Origin of the sequence: Vibrio splendidus, assembly GCF_003345295.1 — a bacterium.
GTDB lineage: Bacteria > Pseudomonadota > Gammaproteobacteria > Enterobacterales > Vibrionaceae > Vibrio > Vibrio splendidus_K.
Genome location: NZ_CP031055.1, coordinates 1,058,792 through 1,080,455 on the forward strand (window position 1 = coordinate 1,058,792; position 21,664 = coordinate 1,080,455).

Here is a 21,664-nt window from a genome sequence, read left to right on the forward strand (position 1 = left end):
ACTTAGAGTTTGTTAGCTAAAGTAACTTAGAGTTTGTTAGCTAAAGTAACTTAGAGTTTGTTAACTAAAGTAGCTTAGAGCTTTTTAACTAAGGTAACCTAAAGATTGTTAATTAAGCATCGCTAGTCAGAAGTGGTCATTCACACGCTCTGGCTCAGAGACTAAAAAAACCGAAGTGATCTTACGATCCTTCGGTTTCTTTTTATTTCGGTTTCTTCTTATATAGAGCTTTTACTGGCCGTTAAGCAGCGAAACTGTCAGTTAATGACGTTATGCTTAGCATTCTTCAAGCACAGGCAGAATGCGACTCAGCTTATCGAGCGTCTCTTGGTATTCAGAGGCACAGTCACTATCGAACACCACACCGCCGCCAGCCCACGCATATAGCGTGTTGTTTTCAGCAACTAACGTACGAATGGTAATGCTGGTATCCATTCTGCCATTTCGGCTGATGTAGCCGATGCTGCCGCAATAAGCGGAGCGTCGATGGGGTTCTAACTCTTCAATGATCTGCATTGCTCGCACTTTTGGTGCTCCGGTAATCGACCCTCCAGGGAAACAGGCTCTCAGAAGGTCAGTTGCAGAGTATTGGTTATCAAGCTCTGCTCGTATCGTGCTCACTAAGTGGTGCACGGCAGGGAAGCTTTCAATATCGAAGAGCTTTGGTACATGAACCGATCCCGGCTTTGCGACTCGGCCAATATCATTACGAAGCAGGTCGACGATCATCAAGTTTTCTGCCTGATCTTTATCGGCGTTGACCAGGTCTTGTGCGTTGGCATCATCAATCATAGGGTTTTCAGAACGAGGGCGTGTGCCTTTGATCGGTTTTGTTTCAATGGTGCCACTATTGAGTTCTAAGAATCGTTCAGGCGAAACACTGATGATTGCGCAGTCGGCCAAACGGATGAAGCCAGAAAAGGGTGCCGAGTTGTACTGCTCTAATTTGTCATAGGCTAGCCATTCACTGCCTTGGTATTGGGCATTGAAACGCTGAGCCAAGTTAATCTGATAGCAATCGCCGGATAACAGGTACTCTTGAACACTATCGAACTTGTTCGCATAGCTATCTTGACTCATGTTGGATTGCCATGGTGTCGTTAATCCAAAGGCAGGTTGGATTACTGCATTGTGCTTTGACTGCGAGGTTAACCAATCGAGATGTGAATCAATATTTTGGCCGACAATACATGCCGTCTTCAGTTTGTGATCAACGACAATGGCCCATTCATATAAGCCAACCGCCATGTCAGGAGCTTCAATATCACGCTGCGCTAGAGAAGGTAATGTCTCAACACGTCGACCTAAATCGTAGCTGAAATAACCCAACGCACCACCGACGAATGGTAATTCGCTGTGTTCCGTTGTCGTTGGTAATAATTGCTGTTGATATTGGTCGAGTAGTTCGAAAGGATCCGACGTTGAAACCTCGCACTCTTCATTAACATTAACGGTCGTTTCTGCGCCGATAGTTTCGAAGGTGGCGATGGGTTGAGCAACTAAAATGTCGTATCGACTATCAACGTGGCTTTCTGAAGCAGAGCGTAATAGCATTGCCCACGGCATACTTTCAATATGAGAAAACAGCTGTTTAGCTAAAGTTGATTGATATTCAAGCGGCTTGATTTGGATAGAGCGAAATTCGTTGTTATTCATTTGTTTAATTTGTGACAAAGAGTTCGATCACTGCATGGCGTGTGAGAGGAAGCAAGAGTATCATAAATTGAAAATAAAATGGGTTCTTGATTAGAACGGTGCAAACCAAATGGTTTAGTTTAAAGCTATGCAAGCGATTGCTAAAGCAACTAAATACAGCTCAACATAATAAAAAGCTAAACCAACTAACCCGGTTAGACAAAAACAGTCACACCAAGAACCCACATGGAACCAGAACAATAAAGAGGCATGCAATGACGGTTATTCGTAAGCAAGATGTGATCAGCAGTGTCGCTGACGCACTTCAGTACATTTCTTATTATCACCCTTTAGACTTTGTCCAAGCCCTAGAAAAAGCGTACGAGAAAGAAGAGAGCCAAGCAGCAAAAGATGCGATTGCTCAAATTCTTATCAACTCGCGTATGTCTGCGGAAGGTCATCGTCCAATTTGTCAGGATACGGGTATTGTTACTTGTTTCGTGAACATCGGTATGGATGTTAGGTGGGAAACGGATCAGACAGTACAACAGATGGTTGATGAAGGCGTTCGTCAAGCTTACAACAATCCAGATAACCCATTGCGTGCATCTGTCCTGATGGACCCTGCAGGTAAGCGTATTAATACCAAAGACAACACACCAGCGGTTGTCCACATTAATATGGTTCCAGGCAACAAAGTTGAAATTCAAATCGCGGCAAAAGGCGGCGGTTCTGAGAATAAAACCAAGATGGTAATGCTTAACCCTTCTGATGATATTGCAGAGTGGGTAGAGAAGACGCTACCAACAATGGGCGCGGGCTGGTGTCCACCGGGCATGCTAGGTATAGGTATTGGCGGTACGGCTGAAAAAGCAGCGGTACTAGCGAAAGAATCTCTGATGGAACACATCGATATCCAAGATCTTATCGACAAAGGTCCAGAGAACGCTGAAGAAGAGCTTCGTCTTGATATCTTCAACCGTGTAAACAAGCTTGGTATTGGTGCACAAGGTCTTGGCGGTCTAACCACTGTCGTGGACGTAAAAATCAAAACAGCACCAACGCATGCAGCTTCAAAGCCTGTTTGCTTGATCCCGAACTGTGCAGCAACGCGTCACGTTCACTTCACGCTAGACGGCAGCGGCCCTGCAGAGCTAACACCACCTAAGTTAGAAGAGTGGCCAGACATTACTTGGGAAGCTGGCGCGAATACACGCCGTGTTAACCTTGATGAAATTACCAAAGAAGACGTTCAAGAGTGGAAGACTGGCGAAACGGTTCTTCTATCAGGCAAGATATTAACCGGTCGTGATGCTGCTCATAAGCGTATTCAAGGCATGCTTGAAAGTGGTGAAGGTTTACCAGAAGGCGTCGACCTGAAAGGTAAGTTCATTTATTACGTAGGCCCTGTTGATGCGGTACGCGATGAAGCGGTTGGTCCTGCTGGCCCGACAACGTCTACTCGTATGGATAAGTTCACTGACATGATGCTAGAAGAAACAGGCATTATGGGCATGATTGGTAAAGCAGAACGTGGCCCTGCAACGGTAGAGTCAATCAAACAACATAAATCGGTTTACCTGATGGCGGTTGGCGGTGCAGCTTATTTAGTCGCGAAAGCAATTAAAAAAGCACGCGTGGTTGCGTTTGAAGATCTCGGTATGGAAGCGATTTACGAATTTGAAGTTGAAGACATGCCTGTAACGGTAGCGGTTGACTCAAACGGCGTGAATGCGCACCAGATCGGCCCTGATACGTGGAAAGTGAAAATTGCTGAAGCTGAAAAAGCATAATTTACCGAAGTCAAAAGTCGTAACAGGCGCTAGCTTCAGCGTTTGAATTGCAATTCTTGACAGAAAGTTGAAGACAAAAGTGCAGCATTATTTGCACTTTTGTCTTATTATCAATGATATAGTGATAAACACATAGTTTGATATAAGAATATAGGAGAGAGGAATGCCTCGTTTTATTCAGATCCTACAGATTATCTTGGCAGTGGTGATTGGTGCTTTTGTTGGTTACGACCTGATCTTGAAAGGGATCAGCATCTTTGATAATAAATACGTGACGATTACTTGTGCGCTTTGGCTAATTGCAGAGATTGCACTGTTTGTTATCTACAAGTTGATTGAAGACGATTAAACGTCGGATACCGCAGAAAAATTCTAAAGCCCCTGATTATGAATGTAGTCAGGGGCTTTTATTCATCTAGCATTAAGAATGTGTATTGCATACTCACTACTATTAGAAAAAGAAAAAGCATACATACTATCCCAACAGGGAAAGAACATAGGCTGCCTCTCTATTATCATAATCAGCTAGCCTAACTATCACGGAGTCGTTCAAATGAAACACCTAACTCAAGAAATGAGTGACTTTATAAGCAGAGGAACGGATTCTCACATTCGAGTCGCGGTCACGGGGCTTTCTCGTGCGGGTAAGACTGCATTCATTACTTCGCTGGTTAATCAGCTTCTTCATACGTCTACCCACAAAAATCTGCCTCTACTTGCATCAGCGAGAGACGGAAGAATTATTGGCGCTAAGCGCATTCCTCAAAACAATATGATGATCCCACGTTTCTCTTATGATGAAGCTATGGAATCGTTGAATGCTCAGCCACCAGAATGGCCAGTGCCGACGCGTGATGTCAGTGAGATTCGTCTTGCCATCAAATATAAACCTGCGAAGGGCGCGAAAAAGCTACTGAGTAAAAACAGTACGCTCTTCCTCGATATTGTCGATTACCCGGGAGAGTGGCTACTTGATTTACCCTTGTTGGATATGGACTTTGATACGTGGAGTCAATCTCAATTCGCAGCGTTGAAAGGCGACAGGGAAACCTATTCACAAGACTGGAACGCAATCCGCGGTGACATTGATTTATTAGCAGATGCTGACGAAAAGAAACTGGTCGCGATTGCTGATAGCTACACTCGATATCTTCATACTTGTAAGAATAACGGACTGCATTGGGTACAACCCGGTAGGTTCGTGTTACCTGGAGAACTTGAAGGTGCGCCTGTACTGCAATTTTTCCCGTGCATAGCACCAGAAGATAAGTTTTCAAAAACCAGTAACTACGCAGTATTGAAAGCGCGTTATGAAGAGTATCAACAAAAGGTCGTAAAAGCGTTTTACAAGAATCACTTCGCGACGTTCGACAGACAAATCGTGCTGGTGGATTGCTTACAGCCGCTCAATGCGGGCTATGACTCTTTCATGGATATGCGTGGCGCATTAGAGCAGCTATTAAAGAGCTTTAAGTACGGGCGAAGCAATATCTTAAGACGCTTATTCGCGCCGAAGATCGACAAGATCTTGTTCGCAGCCACCAAGGCTGACCACGTGACACCGGATCAACATCCGAACTTAGTATCGCTGTTACAGCAGATGGTGCATCCTGCTTGGCAACAGGCGGCGTTTGAACACATCGACATGAGCTGCATGAGTATCGCGTCTATTCAAGCGACGAGTGCGGGTTATATCTCGTCAGGTTCAGACAATGTCCCCGCATTGCAAGGTGTGACTTTAGATAACGTACCTCAGACCATGTATCCGGGAGAGGTACCGCGTAAACTGCCAAACAAACAGTATTGGGAAACCAACCAGTTTGATTTCACAAGCTTTAGGCCGATTGAACAGCACTCTGACGAGCCTTGTCAGCATCTGAGAGTCGACAAGGTTTTAGAGTATCTCATTGGCGACAAGTTGAAGTAATTGAGGCAATCAAAATGAGTGAATTAAAAACAAAACAGGTCTTTGATGAACCTTTGAAGACCTCATTCGATGAGCCGGATAAGAATGAAGTTAACCCAGACTTGGGTGCTCAAAAACTGTTTACCGAACAAGAAAAGTTTGTGCCCGTTGCACCACAAGTAGAAACCGATCTTGATGGTGATGCTGAGCAACAATTGGAACAAGTGATTCGACCGAGCAAAAAGAAGAAGTGGTTTGGAACTGGCTTGTTAGTCGCTTTCTCCGGTTTAGTCGGTTGGCAAGCAATTGACTCTGTCATTACCGCGATTCAAACAGCAGACTGGCTCGCGTTAGGTTGGGCTGGCTTTATTGCTGCCATTGCTTCATTAGGCTTGGGTGCAATAGGCAAAGAGCTATGGAAGTTACGCTCATTGAAAGATCATTTCAGCGTTCAAGAGCAGAGTGAAGAGCTACTTCAGAGCCAAAGTGTCGGCAAGGGCAAAGCGTTCTGTGAACACATTGCGAAGCAGGGCGGTATTGTCGCTGAATCACCCGCTTATGATAAATGGCGAAACAGCATTAACCCTGCGCACAGCGATGCTGAAGTCTTGGATATGTATGATGCACTCGTTGTTGCCCAACAAGATAAAGTGGCGACTCAAATTGTCACTAAGTTCTCGACCGAATCGGCCGCTTTGGTTGCTGTGAGCCCATTGGCGGCTGCCGATATGTTGCTGGTGGCGTGGCGCAATTTCACCATGATAGACAAGCTTGCTGATGTGTATGGCATTGAGCTTGGTTACTGGTCGCGTATTAAGTTGTTCAAGTTGGTGTTGATCAACATGGCAGCGGCAGGTGCCAGTGAACTCGCGATAGACGCGAGTATGGACCTCGTCTCGATGGATCTTGCAGGCAAGGTTTCAGCTCGAGCAGGACAGGGGCTCGGTGTCGGTATTCTCACCGCGAGACTGGGTTTAAAAGCCATGACATTGCTGCGTCCTATGCCTTGGCATAATGAGCGAAAAGTAAAAATATCAGATCTTCGTAAAGCCGTCCTTTCTGAAATAAAGCGCATTACGCTTAAATAGAGTGAGTTGCTTATCAATAAAGCGAGCTACTGACCAACAAAGTGTATGACATTGAGTCGTTTGCGAGTGAAGAGTAAACATATGTTTACTCTTCTTCTTGACTGAACTCAGAGCTTAATCCACACTACTGTCAACTTATCCTGACACCTATAATAGGACTATTTGTGCGTCTTGAAGTATTGTGTGAAGACAGACTCGGCTTAACGCGTGAGTTGCTCGATATCTTGGCCTCAAAAAGCATTGATTTAAGAGGAATCGAAATTGATGTTAAAGGCATTATTTACTTAAACTGTCCTGATATCAATTTTGATGCTTTTAGTGAACTTATGGCTGAAATTCGCCGAATTTCAGGTGTGAAGGATGTACGTAAAATCCAATTTATGCCAAGCGAAAGGCATAACACAGAGTTGATTGCTCTGCTGGCAAACCTACCTGACCCTGTGATAGCGATTGACCTTAAAGGCTCAATCGATATGGCAAACCACGCTGCATTGAACCTTTTTAACAAGCAAGAAGACGAAGTGATCGGTGAGCCGCTAGCGACGTTCGTTCCTAGTTTTAACTTCGCTCGTTGGATTGAAGGCGATGTAACACGTCATCGTGAAGTTGTGGTGTTAGATGGTTTAGATTTCTCTATTGAGATCCTGCCGATTTACCTCGGTGGTGATGTGAACGAAGCGGTACTGGCTAGCGCGGTAATGACAATTCGTTCTTGCAACCAAGAGATGAACACGCCAGACGCAATCCCTGAACAGAATAACCTAGGTTTTGAACACTTTGTTGGTGTCTCTAATCGCCATAAAGCCTTGATCAGCCAAGCTAAGAAACTGGCTATGCTGGATCAACCTCTGCTTATTGAAGGGGACACTGGTACGGGCAAAGAGATGCTGGCTAAAGCGTGTCATAACCGTTCGAACCGAGCGTCATTCCCATTCTTGATTCTAAGCTGTGCATCGATGCCTGATGACGTAGCGGAAACGGAATTGTTTGGTCATGCTCCGGGTTCATTCAATCATGAACAAGGTCATAAAGGCATTTTCGAACAAGCGAATGGCGGTACTGTATTTTTAGATGAAATTGGCGAGATGAGCCCACATCTACAAATCAAACTGCTGCGTTTCTTACAAGATGGTTCATTCCGACGTGTAGGCGAAGAAGAAGAGATGCACGCCGATGTGCGTATTATCGCGTCAACACGTCATCGTCTTTCTGAATTAGCTGACTCAGGTTCATTCCGTGAAGATTTGTTCTACCGTTTAAACGTTTTGACTCTGTCTATTCCGGCACTGCGTGAACGCTCAAACGACGTAGCACCGCTGTTGGAACTGTTTGTTGCTAAATACGCGCAGCAGTTAGGCATGTTAAAACCAAAACTGACTCAAGAGTTAATCGATCAGCTTGGTAACTACCAATGGCCGGGCAACATTCGTCAGTTAGATAATATGGTTTTACGTGCACTAACAGAGTTGGATTCAGATACTTTAACGGTTGAGCAATTCCACCTGCCACAGCTTGAAACCATGACTGCTGGAATGGCGAACTTGAGCTTAGACGGCTCGCTTGACGAGATCATGAAAGACTATGAATCTCAGATTCTGGAGAAGCTGTATCAGTCGTTCCCATCGAGCCGTAAGTTAGCAAAACGTCTGAATGTTTCTCACACCTCAATTGCGAACAAACTTCGCGATTACGGTATCAGAAAGAACTGATCGAATAAGAACATGATTATGGAAGATTTGAGCACACCAGAACGCATTTATAAGCGCGATGGAAACCTGATTCTACGCACCGCAGAGATAGACGATGCGAATATGATCAGTGATTACTTTCAAACTAACCGAGAGTACCTTAAGCCTTGGGAACCAATTCGTGAAGATGTGTTTTTTGATAGAACGGGTTGGGCGCAGCGCCTGATTAAGCTAAATGAGCTTCATAAAATGGGGCTAGGTTATTACTGTTTGCTTGTTAATGATGACACTAACGAAATGTTGGGCACCATTTCATTCAGCAATCTGTCTCGATTCCCTTTCTATGCGTGTAACGTGGGCTATTCGCTTGCTGAAAGTGCACAAGGCCACGGTTACATGCGCAGAGGCTTAAGCATGGCAAAGGACTATATGTTTGATGTTCAGAACATGCATCGTTTGATGGCGGGTTATATGCCTCATAATGAGCGTAGCGCTGGTGTATTGGAGCATTTAGGTTTTGTTCGTGAAGGCTTTGCCAAAGATTATTTGCAGATCAACGGTAAATGGGAAGACCATATACTGACTGCGCTAGTTAACCCGAACTGGGAAGATAGACGCGCTGTTTAGATACCAATAGTCATTAGGCGTAAGTATCAATTAAACGTAAATACAGATTTAGAGGCAGTGACGAGCATAGATAAAATGAAACCGTCACTGTATCAAAAAGAGCATATAGGCATGGTAATCCATAAGCCTAAGAAGAAATTTGAGGAATTTTGATGTCATATACAACTTTGGACGAATACCAAAGAAAATGGATTTTTACTCACCAGTCGATGCCATTACCGGCAGAGGACTTGGAAAAGATTAAACCAATGACACAGGCAAGGGCGTCTCAGTTTTGGAAAGAGAACGTAAGCCCTCAAAGCCCGGACGCAGAAAGACTAAGTTCGCAAGACTGGCCAAGCAAAGCATCGAACTGGAATGAAGAGATCAGCTGGATGGCGAATTGGGAAGCCGACGAACCAGAAATGCCAGAAGAAATCCTAAACTTCATTGATTGGCAAGATGACGTAACTGTTTATTTTTGTTACGAAAAATACAACGTCCTTGAAACTAAATGGTCAGTATTTAAGAAACATTGGAAGAACTTTTTGTTCTACGATGATGGCCCAATTTTACTAGGTCGTCGCCGTTCAGAAGCACTTTGGTTTGCAACAAATGGTACCGTTAAAATTGGCAACCGAGCTTAAGTAAGACACTACTTAATCAAGCGAATGTTGAACAAAAGATTGATAAAAAGCGAGCTCTGAGCTCGCTTTTTTTGTGGCTAAAGATCGTCGAGGATCATCGTTAAATACACGCCATTTGAAGCCGATTTCTGATGAGGGTTTCCATTAGCTTAGATCTAGTAATTTTCGAAATTGAGATCGCTATCTCATTGGCTTGGTTGAAGTTTTGTGGGTTTGGGTTATCTTTATAGTACTGCCTTAGTGGAGGTGAAGTATTATGATTTGGGATACTCTCGAACGTGTAAATAAACTTCGCAAGGAAGCAATGGAAGATCCAGAGTTTTTGGATTCAGCAAAAATGCATGAGCAATGGCTTTTAAGCGAAACTCATAATCAATCCAACAAAGGAGCTAAAGAGAAGAAACCGAAAAAGTTATCTGATATTTATGAAAATACGGATTTTCCTATCAACCCAACAGGAACGAAACATTAACAATGATGAACTGCAATACGGCTAAGGCTCTTAACCAAGATGCGATAAGTCGACTAAACATACCAGCCTTAAGCCACCAATAAAAAAGCCACTTTCAACGAATCGAAAGTGGCTTTTTCTTTACTAGTTAGCGCTCCAATCTATTGAGCCCTGAAACTAGTTATTAATCAGGCTTAACCCGCTTGGTAATGCATCACCAAATACGCGCTTAGACTCGCTCTCAGAAAGTTCAGTCACTTCACTCACTAGCGTTAGCCATGAATCAGGTACCTTGCTTTGCTTTAGCTTCTCAATCACTTGATTACGATAGTCGTCAGAGATATCAAATTGACGGTCACCGGTTTTACGGCAAATCATCACAGCAGCGAAGGCGATCATCTGCTCTTTCTGCCAGTTCTGTTCAAGCAGTTTTGGTAACCACTGTTCAGCTTGCTCTCTAGGAATTACGCTGTGTTGGCTGCCATACAAAGGCGTTCTTGATGCTAATCGACCTAGCGCCCACCAGTGAGCTTGTTCAAATTGGTTATGATTAATCGCTTTGCTCAAGAACCAGCTTGCCAGCAGCACTTTGTCTTCCACTTCCAGTTGCTCAAGTGACGCCGCTAAGCGAACCATGGCTTCATAACCATTGTCTTGCGCATCTTTGGCTGTCTTAGGGTTTTTCATTGCCCCCGGGTGAAGGTACTTAGCGATGTCAGCCAAGATACTCTCTTGCTGCTCTTGATTCAGGCCACCCGCAACACGACGCCAGAATACCCACCAATCTGTCCAGCCTTGATGGTTCTGGAATTGGATGTTTTGCTGGTAAAGGCCCCAAATTTGTTCGATACGCCATGAGTCAGTCGGATCGCCAAAACCGGGACGCAGCGAGTAACCCGCCAAACGCAGCCAGTTCTTCTCGTGTGCTTCAGAGCGACGGCGGCGTTTACGACCTAATGAGAAGGTATCGAACAGGTGACGAAGGGTCGTGAAGTCCCATTCATCGCGTTTACCCAATCGCTTCTCAAGATCTTTCGATAGTGTTTTGATCTCTTTCGATTCAGCACTCTTTTTGTTGCCGCTGTACAGGCGAGAAATCAATTCCTTACATTCATCCAGTCTTGGGTGAAGTTTAGCGGTATCAGACTCATCACCTTGCTTGTTTCTTACTTCAAACTCGAGCAACCAACGTTTAGAGTCATCTTCTGTACTCACACACTCCATTTTCAGAGTGCCGACTTCTGTTAATTGACACGCGAGCAATACTTCGACGCGTTCTTTTTGGTTGGCTTGAAGCTCTGCAGTACCAGACCCTTCCAGCGTAGAAATATAAGGTGGAAGAGGGGAGAACAAGTCGGCATCCACATTGACCATCACACCATTTTGAATAGCGGTGTCATGAGCAATTTGATCGTGTGTTGAAGTCAGAAGATTAAATCGTACCGGCTCACCTAAAGTCAGCGAGAAACGACGGCTGTTCAAGCGTATCTCTTGGCCTTCTTCGGTTCCTTTGGCAAGCAGACAAAGCGCTTTACCCATCTTGTTTTTCTCTTGCAGATGCAAGAAGTAAGAACGGGCAGCACCGCCACCGATTTTTAGTTGTGCACCACGGCGTGCTTTACCAAAGGCTACTGCCCCAAGTGCAACAGACCAATCTGGATGAGGGTTATCAAGCACTGTGATTGGAGAACCGTTCCAGTTGCCCAGTAGCTGAGTAATTCGCTCTGTTACCAGCTCACTGTTGAACACACCACCATTGAGTAGCACACCAACAGGAATTGCAGGTTTGGTATCATCAAACTGGACAGAGTCTGACTTTTCCAATGCGGCTTTAGATACTTGCTGATGTGTCGCTAGGAATTCGGCAACGTGCTTACTTACCGCAGGATCTGCAGCGTAGGGTAGGCCGAACTCAACCACCGCGCTACGTCGTTTGTCGGGTACTTCCGTAAACTCAGAAAGTGGGAAGAAACCTTCCAGTGCAATCTGATGAACTTCTTGTTTCGTTAAACCAATACTTTTGGTGCCGCCAAGTAGTTTTGAACCGCTGCCCAGCATGGTGATCTTCACATCGTCTGGCGCGTTAGCAGAAAGCAGGCTCTCTTTTGCGGCGCGAGTCTGTTGAATCAGTTTGGTTAAGCTTGAGGCATTCAGCTTTTTGTTTTGATTGAAGCGTTGCTCTGCAAGGTGGGCAAGGGCTAAATCTAGGTTATCACCACCGAGCATTAAGTGTTCACCAACGCCGATACGGTCGAGTTCGAGTTCTTGGTCATCGCCATTGTTTGAGTTGAAGCTTGCTTCGATCAAACTTAAATCGGTGGTACCACCGCCGACATCACACACTAGAATCAGAGGGATTTGCTGAAGTTCATCGGCAGCGGTTTGTTGATGACGTGCATACCAGTCATAACAAACGGCTTGCGGCTCTTCGAGTAACAGAATCTTACCTAAGCCCGCCAGTTCTGCCGCTTCGAGTGTCAGCTTGCGTGCTGTCTCATCGAATGAAGCGGGAACGGTGACTACAACATCTTGGTCTTCAAGCTTGTTGCTTGGGTTACGGTAGTTCCATGCTTGGCGAATGTGGTTGAGGTAGCTGGCGCTTGCCACAACAGGAGACACCTTATCGACGTCAGTTGCGCCTGCCCACGGCAGAATGTCGGAGTTACGATCAACCGCTTGGTGAGATAACCAGCTTTTAGCACTCGATACTTGGCGACCTTCAACTTTAGCACCTAATTCTCGTGCCCATTCGCCTACAATGACATTTTGAATATCGCCTTCAACTAAGCTCGGTTCCCAAGGCATGGTGAGATCGGAAGGGGAGATCTGACCTTGTGCGGGATGATAACGAAATGATGGAAGTAGCGGCTTGCGAACCACTTCACCGGGGCCGATGAGTTGGTCAATATCGAAAAGAGAAACGGGAGCATGTTGTAGGTCGTCGTTGATTTCACAGTAAGCGACAACAGTATTCGTTGTGCCTAAGTCAATGCCGACTAAAAAACGAGGAGATGCCATACAAAACCTTATTCTGCCAAAGTGATGACCAGTTAATGGATAGTCTTGGTCTTATTATTGTCTTTGGAATGCTTTTAATACAGGGCTAGGGAATCGCATTGATAAAATAACGGCACCCGTTAAGGTGCCGTTGATTCATTATGCTTGTTCGTTTGAGTCGTTATTCGAGTCTTCACGAACATCGAACTCAACGTGCCATTTCTGACCATTGTCAGTGGCAATCGCTTCTAGGTATAACGTGCCTAGTTCAGTAACACGAGATGCCAAAGTCACCGGAACCACTTCGCCTTCGCGACGACCTTCAGAAACAGGCAGTGTCACTTGGATTTCAGGAAGCTCATCAAGATCTTCTGGAGCCCAGTGATCAAGGTGCGTACCAGCTTCATCTTCACGACGTGTTGTTGAACCGAAGAATTGGAAGTGAACAGGCTGACCAATCACGAGGCCGAACTCTTGGCTAGGAACTTGAACGCTTGAGCCTTCTTCCATACCAAATGGTGCAACACACAGTGCTTCCATTGGAGGAGCCATACCTGGGATAGCTGGCATCGCACTTTCAATTCCTACGTAGTAAGAAGAAGCGATACCACCGCGGATACGAACGCCTTGACCACGACGTACTGCGCCGTAGTAAGAAGCGCCACTTGCAACTGCTAGATCTAGATCTAGGCCTGAAAGCTGTTTAGCGAATTCTGCGTCTGCGTTAATCAACCATTCATTGATCGTGTCTGATAGACGGTCAGCAAGTAGGTTCGATTTTAGAACGCCACCATTGAACAGTACCGCTGTTGGTTTGATGAAGTCTGCTGCTGGCGCTTCTGACCCTTGCGCTTCTGTACCGGGCATACCGGGCATGTTTGCAAACGGGTTGAAATCTTGCTGAGCGGTTTCACTATTTCCAGAAAGCGCGTTCGCTTGCTTAGAAAGGAATGCAGCAATGTGACGAGTAATACCTGCGTCTTGAGCGTAAGGCAGACCCATTTGAGTCAGTGCGCCACGCGTCTTTTGTACTGGGTGATCAGTCACCGCTACTTTCGGGAAGAAGCCATCAACCAATGTTTGTTGTACTTCTTGCTGAGTCAGATCTGTTTTCAGTGTTGCGCCCAGTAGTTTAGAACCGCGGCTAGGCACAACGATTGGCACTGATTGCAACTCAGCATCATTAAGCAATGCTTCTTTCGCATCACGACACGCGTGAGTCATCGCTTGAACCTGCCAAGGAGCCAGTTCTTTACCTTCTTGAGCAAGTTTCATTTTCAGACGGTAAGCGAGAGCCAAGTCCATGTTGTCGCCGCCCAGTAGGATATGTTCACCTACAGCGATACGGTTCAGGCTTAGGTTGCCTTCATCTTGTGTTACTTCAACCAACGAAAGGTCAGTCGTACCACCACCGATATCGACAACAAGAACGATGTCACCAACGTTCACTTCATCACGCCATGTGTCGTTGCTGTTATCAATCCAGCTGTAAAGAGCCGCTTGTGGCTCTTCTAGAAGCGTTAGGTGAGTGAAACCCACATTACGCGCAGCTTCAGCCGTTAGGTCACGAGCCGCAGGATCAAACGAAGCTGGAACGGTGATCGTTACATCTTGGTCTGCCAGTTTGTGTTCTGGGTTAGCGTGGTTCCAAGCATCTTTAAGGTGCTCAAGGTACAGTTCAGTGGTCTTAAGCGGAGATACTTTTTCAACTTCTTCAGGGCTACCTGCAGGAAGGAATGCATCACGACGATTCACACCACCGTGGCATAGCCAAGATTTTGCACTTGCTATCAAACGGATAGGGGTTTTAGAACCAAGGTTACGCGCAATAGCACCAACCAGAGCTTTAGGCTCAGAAGACCAAGGCAGAACGCGAGAACCCGCATTCATTTCATGTTCGTGCGGCTGGTATAGGAACGAGCCAAGTTGGCTGCGAGTTTCTACTGTACCAGGTGCCGTTAGCTGAGGGATTTGCATCACCTCTACACGAGCATCTTCATTGGTTGTGTCGATGAAAGACAAAACGCAGTGTGTGGTACCTAAATCGATACCAATACTGAACTTAGGCGCTTGATGTTGCTCTTGAGAAGATAGCTCTTGAGCTGAATGACTTTGGTGTTCCATTATAGCTCCACCTCTGCCGGTGCAATCACAGATGCATCGTAGTTCTCAGCAAGCTTAGGCAGGTTCATGTCAGTTGCTTTCCAACCTTTGTGAACCAATGTGCCATTGAACGGTGCGTTACCCGTTACGTTGCCTGTGAGGCGAATTTCTTGAGGGTTGAAACCTTCAGCAATAGTGATACGTGTTTCTTCATCTTCAGTGCGGATGTGAGAAAGCGTTACGTAATCAGCTAATACTTTTTGACCGCCAGTGTGAATAACACGAGCAGCTGCGCCAACTTCTTCATCAGAGAATGATGTTAGGTCTTCTTTTAGGAAGTCAATTAAACGAGCTTCTTGCTGCATGATAGACAGTAGCTGCATTGCAGAATCTGTTGGTGCTGTTGCCAGCTTAGATTCAACTTCTACTACTTTTTCGATCACACGTTCAACTTCAACAACTTTCTCTACTTCGACAATTTTCTCAACTGGCTTTTCAACTTCAACGATCTTTTCTACTGGTTTTTCTACGACTTTCTCAACCACTTTGGTTTTACGAGAAACGGCAATTAGCAGTAGTAAAACGCTTGATGCCGTTAGGCCTGCGTGAAGCATATCAAACGTTTGTGGGATTAGGTTCAAATCAACGATCATAGTGATTTCTCTTTAAAATTGATTTAACGGTATATTCGTCGGTTTAAAGGAATATACAGGTTGGAAAGAAACTCAGTGGCATAAGGCCGAAATGGTCACTTTCAAGCTATAAATATGGGTGGATACTAGCATATTCAAGGCTTAAGGGCTTTATTTAATGTTTTCAATAAACTGGCTTTTTGGTGACTTAGCTTGAAAGTTAATCGAGATTTGTTGGTTTATTAGCCGCAAATGTCCATGGGTTGTAAATAGTGTTAGTTTTATCCCATTGTGAGAGTCAAAGATAAATAGAGCCTAGCATTCCGGCAGTGTATACTTTCGACTCAAAATAACATCATATGGGAAGCTGTATGCCCCACACTACCGACCCTATAACAGGGTTGAAGAAACGAACTTTGCCGTTAGTTGTCTTTTTTGCCACATTTTTGATGACGGTGTTGTGTTTTGTTTTAGTTGCGTTGAATCAAAATAGGTCTTTGAATGAGAATCTGGATAGCTTTGCACAGCATCAAACGCTCAGTTTAAAAGCGTTTATTGATAACGATGTCGCTTATATCGGTTCCGGTGCAAATTTTTTCTATTCTAATGATGTCGATAGTCGGGATCGATTTGATCGTTTTGCTCAGCAAACGATTAACGGTTCGAAAAGCCTGATCGGATTGCAGTGGATGCAAAAAGTAGCGGTAGAAGATCTTGCCGAGCACACCGCCAAAATGAAAGCTCAATACCCATCCTATAGAATGTTTACTATCCCTAAACATGGGCCAAAAACTTATGGTTATATCTTGGATGGTGAGCCCGTATTTATCGCGACAGATATATATCCGAATGATCCAGTGAACAACGGTGTTTTGGGTTTTTATTCTTCTCGTGAGCGGTTTAATCTGATCATTGATAACATTAAAAAAACACGTGAAGCGAATATTTCAGACAAAGTTCGTCTATTGCAAGATGGTTTAGACAGCAATACACCTAAGAGCGGAATGTTGGTTTACCACCCTGTGTTTGATGGTCAAACTGACAATTTGTTAGGGGTTGTGATTGGTGTTGTTCGTACCACATACTATTTTGAGAAACTTCTGGCATCTACTGTCGGCGATATGGACGTTTATGTGCGTGTTACCGATAGCGGTTTTGAAGCTGAAGATGCCCCGATAATGTTCGAAACCAATGGTTATGAAGCGGTAACTGGGCAGCACATTACAAAGACGATTACATTAACTAATCGTGAATGGATCATCGACTTCAAGATAGATGCATGTATTTCATTTAATGGTTACTTAGTGTTGGCGGGAATCGGCATAGTTGGTACTACTATCTCGTTACTGCTTGCTTATATTGTGAACCTGCAAATTCGAGAGAAAGAGCGCTTGTATCGAATGATTGATGAAAGAACAGAAGAACTTCGCTTTCTTGCCAATCATGACAGTTTAACGGAAATTTATAATCGCCGAGCTTTTAATAAGATGCTTGGTCAATCGATACAAAGCGATAAGCCGTTTAGCTTAATAGTGTTTGATGTTGATAAGTTTAAAGAGATCAATGATAAGTTTGGGCACCCAGCCGGTGATGCGTTACTTATCCATGTGATTAAGGTTATCTCAGTGAGCTTGAAGTCTGGAGATAACCTATTCCGGATGGGAGGGGATGAGTTCGGTATCATTTCGAGCATCACTGAACATGACTCATTGTCTCGCTATTTAGAATGTATTTTGGAGACGGTGAGTGAGTCTCATTGCGAGCATTCTGGCCAGCTATTGAGTTGTACTCTAAGCATCGGGGCGACCATCCGCACTAATGAAGACATTGAAGCGCTCCTTCAAAAAACTGACAGCATGTTATACCTAAGTAAGTCAAATGGCCGAAATCGAGTCACAATTGCAGGCTAAATGAGCACTTGATGCAACTGGGGTCGAGTTCTTTATTAGGCTCATGTACAATTTCACGAAATTTTTGACGAGAGAATTAGGCGACGTATGAATCACAATCGAGTGGTGTGTTTCGATTTGGAAATGTGCTGTTGGAGCGAAGACGGTGTAGGAACAACAGGGGAGATCATTGAAATTGGTCTTGCTGAGATCGATCTTGTATCTGGAACCATCGTGAAGCGCGCGCAATATTACGTTAAGCCCGAAAAAGACGAAGTCTCTCTATTCTGCGCCGAGTTAACGGGTATTACACCTCGTAAAATCGAAAAACAGGGTCGCCCATTAGAGTCTGTTATCAAGTCGATGATTAAGAACTTCGGTGGCCCAAAGAAAATCTATGCAGCGTGGGGACGTGACGACCTTATCTTACACAAAGAGTGTATTGAGAAAGGCATCGAACCGCCATTTAGCGAGTTCTTGAACATCGCCACACTTTATCGAGTTCAGAATCGATTGAAAGAGAAACGTATTGGTCACCGTGCTGCTCAAGAAGCGAAAAACATTGAGTGGGAAGGTCGTCAGCACTCTGGTTATGTTGACGCTTATAACTTGGCAAAGCTTGCGCTGACGATGTTGTGATCGTTTGTATTTCAGAGAGGCGCTTGGTTAAATACTGAAAGGTTAAACACTTAAAGTTAGCCTGAATCTTGTGAGTTATTAAAATGAAGAGCCACCTACTTATTAGGTGGTTTTTTTGTGCCTGTTATTTGAGGGTAATGACGATCCTCAAAAACCTAATTTCAACAAGTGGTTTATCAATAGTGAATGGCTACATCGCTTATTTTACGAGTGAATAATATTCGTTTGAAATTTAGCTTTTTAATTAATATTAAATCTCAGGTTTCGACCTTGATTGGGTAGGGCTAGGTGGTAGCGTTAGCTCACCCAAAACAAGGAGAATAGGATGAAGAACATTATTAAGTATGGATTGGCACTGGGGGCGCTAAGCGTAAGTGCGTTGGTTTCGGCACAACCCGTTGTATTGATAAACACTTTTTCAGTCGAGCCAGCCCATGAAGCCGCTACGTTAACGTATTGGGAAGATGCGCGAGACGTATTGGTGAAGCAACCAGGATATATCTCTACCAAATTGCACCGCTCGTTAAGCTCGGATGCGACATACCGTTTTATTAATGTTGCAGAGTGGGAAAGTAAAAAGCATTTCCATGATGCGATACAGGCGATGAGAAAAGAATTACCACCTTTAAAAATTGAAGGGGTTTCTGCTGACCCTAACTTGTATGAAATTATTCGCGACTAATTAGGAAGCCACCACAATGAAAACAACTCTAGGAACCTTTTTAGCTATTTTTAGCTTTCTATTTTCAGCCATTCTTTTTTCAACCCATGCCCACGCAGCGGCATACGGCGTGTCAGTGGCTTGGAAAACCGATGACGCCCAAGCCGTATTTGAAGCAATGCCTCATCAGAAAAAAGCATTTGCCAACCTGATTGATGCGGGCTTGGTCCACGATATGTTCGTATCACAAAGCTTTATTGGGGATAAAAAGTTTCCGATGATTAAGTTTGTGATTGAAGCGGACAGTGAGCAGCACGTTAGAGACTTGATTGGTAACTTACCATTCCAATTTAAAGAGCTTGTAGAGGTGACTGAAATCCGAGACATCGGTAATAAGTGGTTGAACACGGACGTAGCTTTCACAAACTACGCAGTAGAACTCGCTTGGAAAGAGCCTGAGAATCAATTCATTGTCGATGAGGTTATTAGCAAAGATTTACAAATGGTTGTCGATTGGAGTGCTCAAGGTGTGATTACGTCTGCTTATTTAAAACATCAAGAAATAGCAGAAGAGAAGCCAAACCAAAAAGCGATGATCAGGCCAGTCTATTCAATGGCAATATTGGCTAAAAACGAAGAGCAAGCGCGCGAAGTTGCCAATCAGTTGAATGCAGTAAAGTTAGGCTTCGCTGAAGTTATGGTAAGTGAACTTGGATTCAAACTGGAACTCTAATTTCGCTAGAACAGAATTGTGACCTCGTTTTTAGATTGCGTAACGACGAGGTTTTAATATAGGACATGACCAGTTTAGAGTTAAACCTTGGCTATGTTCAAAGGTGAGTTAGTTTACGTGACTGACTCACTTTGTTGTTATTTTATATTGTTACTCGCTGAGCTTATATTTGGCTTAATTATTGGCTAAACTTGTCACTACTCTTTTCTATGTATGGTTTGCTATTAGTTCGACCAAACAAACACTTTTTTGATGACCTTTTTATTTATGAACACCTCGCCGAAATGAACGCCAATAGCCATGAAAAAATCACCTTAGACGCTTCGGGCATCGAGTTGATTAATAACACACTCATTGATTCGGAATCTGGTAAGCGGGTCACCTTATCCCCCTCGGAAGGTCTGATCCTTGAGCATCTAGTGAAGAACAGCCCAAAAGCCGTTGGTCGAGACTTTTTACTTGAGCATTGCTGGCCGGGCAGGGTTGTGACGGGCAGTTCACTTAATGTCGCGGTTAAGAACATTCGCACTGCATTAAATTCGTTTGAGTGTGATTGCAAAATCTTAACGGTTCAAAAGGAAGGGTACAGCTTCAATGGTTTGAAACAGGTAGGTAGTTATTTATCGATGCCAACATCTACCGCTGAAGCGCATGTTGAAGCTGCGTTTTCAGAGAAAGCCGCCATCGTTTCAGAGAAAACCACCATCGTCGATGAGTTAACATCAGCGACACCGTTTAAGCCTTCTGGCATGAACCAACAAGCTGGGCAATCAAAGCAACAGGGTTCACTATCACGTCAGTTTAAGGCGAAGCACTTTATCGCTCGTCACCAATCTCGTATTGCCGGAATTGTAGTCAGCGCGCTTCTTCTCATGCTGTTTTATCAGTTTGCATTTTTTATAGATAAGAGTGCCTACCGAGGTATGGATGTTTATCACGACAGTTTGAATTTTGATGAAGCCGTCATAAAAGAGTTGGATACCGTGTCAGAGCTCGGTGTTGATTCGCTCTATCTGCATCGCATTGGCGTTGGGTGTCAAAATATCCAAGCCGTCGCCTTGATAAATGGACATTGGAAAGAGATAAGCCATCAGTTTAAAACTGTCTCTTGCGAAGGCGACAATAACAATGAGCGAGGGCAATAAGTATGAATCGTAAGTTTTGGATGCCTATCTTATTGACGCTTTTTGTGATTCTAAATGTAGGCTTAATCTCTGGGCTCGCAACCAAAAGTACCTATCGATTTTCTGCGGAATACCCGATGGTTGGTTGGGAGAGAATCTCGCTCCGATTGGAAAATGGTCGAGTCAAAATGCAGTACATTGGCTATGACATGGATGGGAATGTCGCTCAAACTAAGCAGATGTTTGGTGTGTTCTTGCGCTGGGGGAATCATTACTACCTTTATCAATTAGACCAGGATCAGGCTCAAGATAAGCAGACATTCAATATCAAGCACTTATACATTCAACAAACGCAAGGCAAGCGCAGTGTGTTGGTATCAAATCAGCGTGGCCTTTATGTCACTAAGAAGGGCACGCCGTTAGAGCTCAAAGGCATCATGCATGGCGATCGCTTACGCTAATACAGAGGCTTAATACTAGTAGAGAGCCTTTGGTTAGCTTTTACCGAGTACGTTCAGCTTAGTCTTGATAAAGTCACTGTGGTCAACGTAGAGCAGTTCCGCTGTTTTGCGGATCACAGAATCTTCGATAGGGTCAATTTCTCCATCGGCATGCGCCACTTCCCACATCGCTTTGATTAAGTCGATTCGCACTGGCTGAGATAGGTCTCTGAGTTGCGATGTAAAGTCATACAGCGATACTGATTGCTCTACTTTCGGTTCTGCTTGCGCTAGCAGAACCTTTGCTTGATCTTCATCTAAATCCAGCAAACGTTGCAGAAGCTGTAGCTTAGCGACTCTTTCTGATTCATTGATCTGATGGTCGGCTCCCGCGACTTCACACAATAAACTCGCAATGGCGACATTAGGTGATGCGCCTTGGTTTTTGCTTAGGTCCTGGCCTTCAATCAATTGTTTAAACATTGATGTGAGAGAATTGAACATAACGAGCTCCAGTTATAATTTGTATCGGGTTCCGTAACGCTGATAGTTATCAACTATAACTACAACTATTGGGTCTACAGAGTGTGATCGCAAGCGTCTTTACTAAAAACTGACATTACGGATAGGCG

At 44.4% G+C, this 21,664-nt stretch carries 19 protein-coding genes; 14 read left to right on the forward strand and 5 right to left on the reverse strand.

Annotated elements, in window-relative coordinates; translation table 11 throughout:
• Positions 1-276 precede the first annotated feature (276 nt).
• Positions 277-1,656, reverse strand: a complete 1,380-nt coding sequence (gene pabB / locus DUN60_RS04690) for an aminodeoxychorismate synthase component I (RefSeq protein WP_114633300.1) — start codon at positions 1,654-1,656, stop codon at positions 277-279.
• Positions 1,657-1,910: 254 nt separating this feature from the next.
• Here pabB and DUN60_RS04695 point away from each other — a divergent pair, with 254 nt between their 5' ends.
• From DUN60_RS04695 to DUN60_RS04730, 8 genes are all read left to right on the forward strand, one after another.
• Positions 1,911-3,428: a fumarate hydratase gene (locus DUN60_RS04695; protein WP_004734730.1), complete on the forward strand. Its 1,518-nt coding sequence runs from the start codon at positions 1,911-1,913 to the stop codon at positions 3,426-3,428.
• Between the two features lie 163 nt (positions 3,429-3,591).
• Positions 3,592-3,777, forward strand: a complete 186-nt coding sequence (locus DUN60_RS04700) for a hypothetical protein (protein ID WP_004734731.1) — start codon at positions 3,592-3,594, stop codon at positions 3,775-3,777.
• A 204-nt stretch (positions 3,778-3,981) separates the two neighbouring features.
• Entirely contained in the window at positions 3,982-5,355 is a 1,374-nt protein-coding gene (locus DUN60_RS04705; protein WP_114633301.1) for a YcjX family GTP-binding protein, read from the forward strand.
• Between the two features lie 14 nt (positions 5,356-5,369).
• Positions 5,370-6,422 (forward strand): YcjF family protein, encoded by a 1,053-nt coding sequence (locus DUN60_RS04710; RefSeq protein ID WP_114633302.1) that lies wholly within the window; start codon positions 5,370-5,372, stop codon positions 6,420-6,422.
• Between the two features lie 164 nt (positions 6,423-6,586).
• The gene (tyrR, locus tag DUN60_RS04715) at positions 6,587-8,131 is read left to right on the forward strand and encodes a transcriptional regulator TyrR (protein WP_017077872.1); all 1,545 of its coding nucleotides are present in this window, start codon (positions 6,587-6,589) and stop codon (positions 8,129-8,131) included.
• A gap of 18 nt (positions 8,132-8,149) precedes the next feature.
• Positions 8,150-8,737, forward strand: coding sequence for a ribosomal protein S5-alanine N-acetyltransferase (rimJ, locus tag DUN60_RS04720; RefSeq protein WP_017109695.1), 588 nt, complete (start codon positions 8,150-8,152; stop codon positions 8,735-8,737).
• A 152-nt stretch (positions 8,738-8,889) separates the two neighbouring features.
• Positions 8,890-9,363: a DUF2947 domain-containing protein gene (locus DUN60_RS04725; RefSeq protein ID WP_004734736.1), complete on the forward strand. Its 474-nt coding sequence runs from the start codon at positions 8,890-8,892 to the stop codon at positions 9,361-9,363.
• Between the two features lie 256 nt (positions 9,364-9,619).
• Positions 9,620-9,835, forward strand: a complete 216-nt coding sequence (locus tag DUN60_RS04730) for a hypothetical protein (RefSeq protein WP_054546551.1) — start codon at positions 9,620-9,622, stop codon at positions 9,833-9,835.
• Between the two features lie 156 nt (positions 9,836-9,991).
• On the opposite strand, the gene DUN60_RS04735 is transcribed toward DUN60_RS04730, so the two are convergent.
• From DUN60_RS04735 to DUN60_RS04745, 3 genes are all read right to left on the reverse strand, one after another.
• Complete coding sequence (locus tag DUN60_RS04735; RefSeq protein ID WP_114633303.1) at positions 9,992-12,832, reverse strand: Hsp70 family protein; 2,841 nt, start codon at positions 12,830-12,832, stop codon at positions 9,992-9,994.
• A gap of 138 nt (positions 12,833-12,970) precedes the next feature.
• A complete protein-coding gene (locus tag DUN60_RS04740; protein WP_114633304.1) occupies positions 12,971-14,935 on the reverse strand; it encodes an Hsp70 family protein in 1,965 nt (654 codons plus the stop codon).
• The gene (locus DUN60_RS04745; RefSeq protein WP_017091262.1) at positions 14,935-15,567 is read right to left on the reverse strand and encodes a DUF2760 domain-containing protein; all 633 of its coding nucleotides are present in this window, start codon (positions 15,565-15,567) and stop codon (positions 14,935-14,937) included. Before DUN60_RS04745 ends, DUN60_RS04740 begins: the two co-directional genes overlap by 1 nt.
• Before the next feature lie 350 nt (positions 15,568-15,917).
• On the opposite strand from DUN60_RS04745, the gene DUN60_RS04750 reads away from it, so the two are divergent.
• The 6 genes from DUN60_RS04750 to DUN60_RS04775 all read left to right on the forward strand — a co-directional run bounded on the left by DUN60_RS04750 (position 15,918) and on the right by DUN60_RS04775 (position 21,053).
• Positions 15,918-17,456 carry a sensor domain-containing diguanylate cyclase gene (locus DUN60_RS04750; RefSeq protein WP_114633305.1) on the forward strand — a complete coding sequence of 513 codons (1,539 nt, stop codon included), beginning with the start codon at positions 15,918-15,920 and terminating at the stop codon, positions 17,454-17,456.
• Between the two features lie 87 nt (positions 17,457-17,543).
• Positions 17,544-18,074, forward strand: a complete 531-nt coding sequence (locus DUN60_RS04755) for a 3'-5' exonuclease (protein ID WP_004734743.1) — start codon at positions 17,544-17,546, stop codon at positions 18,072-18,074.
• 325 nt (positions 18,075-18,399) lie between these two features.
• Positions 18,400-18,756: an antibiotic biosynthesis monooxygenase family protein gene (locus DUN60_RS04760; protein ID WP_004734744.1), complete on the forward strand. Its 357-nt coding sequence runs from the start codon at positions 18,400-18,402 to the stop codon at positions 18,754-18,756.
• Between the two features lie 16 nt (positions 18,757-18,772).
• Complete coding sequence (locus DUN60_RS04765) at positions 18,773-19,468, forward strand: hypothetical protein (RefSeq protein ID WP_004734745.1); 696 nt, start codon at positions 18,773-18,775, stop codon at positions 19,466-19,468.
• Between the two features lie 419 nt (positions 19,469-19,887).
• Positions 19,888-20,613, forward strand: a complete 726-nt coding sequence (locus DUN60_RS04770; protein WP_422641390.1) for a winged helix-turn-helix domain-containing protein — start codon at positions 19,888-19,890, stop codon at positions 20,611-20,613.
• Positions 20,614-20,615: 2 nt separating this feature from the next.
• On the forward strand, positions 20,616-21,053 hold the full coding sequence (locus tag DUN60_RS04775; RefSeq protein ID WP_017077881.1) for a hypothetical protein: 438 nt from the start codon (positions 20,616-20,618) through the stop codon (positions 21,051-21,053).
• Positions 21,054-21,086: 33 nt separating this feature from the next.
• On the opposite strand, the gene DUN60_RS04780 is transcribed toward DUN60_RS04775, so the two are convergent.
• On the reverse strand, positions 21,087-21,536 hold the full coding sequence (locus DUN60_RS04780) for a tellurite resistance TerB family protein (protein ID WP_114633307.1): 450 nt from the start codon (positions 21,534-21,536) through the stop codon (positions 21,087-21,089).
• Positions 21,537-21,664 lie beyond the last annotated feature (128 nt).

Bases quoted from the DNA above. Each gene is read 5' to 3' on its own strand.
- DUN60_RS04735 (WP_114633303.1), bottom strand. From the start codon at position 12,832: ATGGCATCTCCTCGTTTTTTAGTCGGCATTGACTTAGGCACAACGAAT.
- pabB (WP_114633300.1), bottom strand. From the start codon at position 1,656: ATGAATAACAACGAATTTCGCTCTATCCAAATCAAGCCGCTTGAATAT.
- DUN60_RS04705 (WP_114633301.1), top strand. From the start codon at position 3,982: ATGAAACACCTAACTCAAGAAATGAGTGACTTTATAAGCAGAGGAACG.
- DUN60_RS04700 (WP_004734731.1), top strand. From the start codon at position 3,592: ATGCCTCGTTTTATTCAGATCCTACAGATTATCTTGGCAGTGGTGATT.
- DUN60_RS04695 (WP_004734730.1), top strand. From the start codon at position 1,911: ATGACGGTTATTCGTAAGCAAGATGTGATCAGCAGTGTCGCTGACGCA.
- DUN60_RS04755 (WP_004734743.1), top strand. From the start codon at position 17,544: ATGAATCACAATCGAGTGGTGTGTTTCGATTTGGAAATGTGCTGTTGG.
- DUN60_RS04745 (WP_017091262.1), bottom strand. From the start codon at position 15,567: ATGATCGTTGATTTGAACCTAATCCCACAAACGTTTGATATGCTTCAC.
- DUN60_RS04760 (WP_004734744.1), top strand. From the start codon at position 18,400: ATGAAGAACATTATTAAGTATGGATTGGCACTGGGGGCGCTAAGCGTA.
- DUN60_RS04730 (WP_054546551.1), top strand. From the start codon at position 9,620: ATGATTTGGGATACTCTCGAACGTGTAAATAAACTTCGCAAGGAAGCA.
- DUN60_RS04780 (WP_114633307.1), bottom strand. From the start codon at position 21,536: ATGTTCAATTCTCTCACATCAATGTTTAAACAATTGATTGAAGGCCAG.
- DUN60_RS04775 (WP_017077881.1), top strand. From the start codon at position 20,616: ATGAATCGTAAGTTTTGGATGCCTATCTTATTGACGCTTTTTGTGATT.
- rimJ (WP_017109695.1), top strand. From the start codon at position 8,150: ATGGAAGATTTGAGCACACCAGAACGCATTTATAAGCGCGATGGAAAC.
- DUN60_RS04725 (WP_004734736.1), top strand. From the start codon at position 8,890: ATGTCATATACAACTTTGGACGAATACCAAAGAAAATGGATTTTTACT.
- DUN60_RS04710 (WP_114633302.1), top strand. From the start codon at position 5,370: ATGAGTGAATTAAAAACAAAACAGGTCTTTGATGAACCTTTGAAGACC.
- DUN60_RS04750 (WP_114633305.1), top strand. From the start codon at position 15,918: ATGCCCCACACTACCGACCCTATAACAGGGTTGAAGAAACGAACTTTG.
- DUN60_RS04765 (WP_004734745.1), top strand. From the start codon at position 18,773: ATGAAAACAACTCTAGGAACCTTTTTAGCTATTTTTAGCTTTCTATTT.
- DUN60_RS04740 (WP_114633304.1), bottom strand. From the start codon at position 14,935: ATGGAACACCAAAGTCATTCAGCTCAAGAGCTATCTTCTCAAGAGCAA.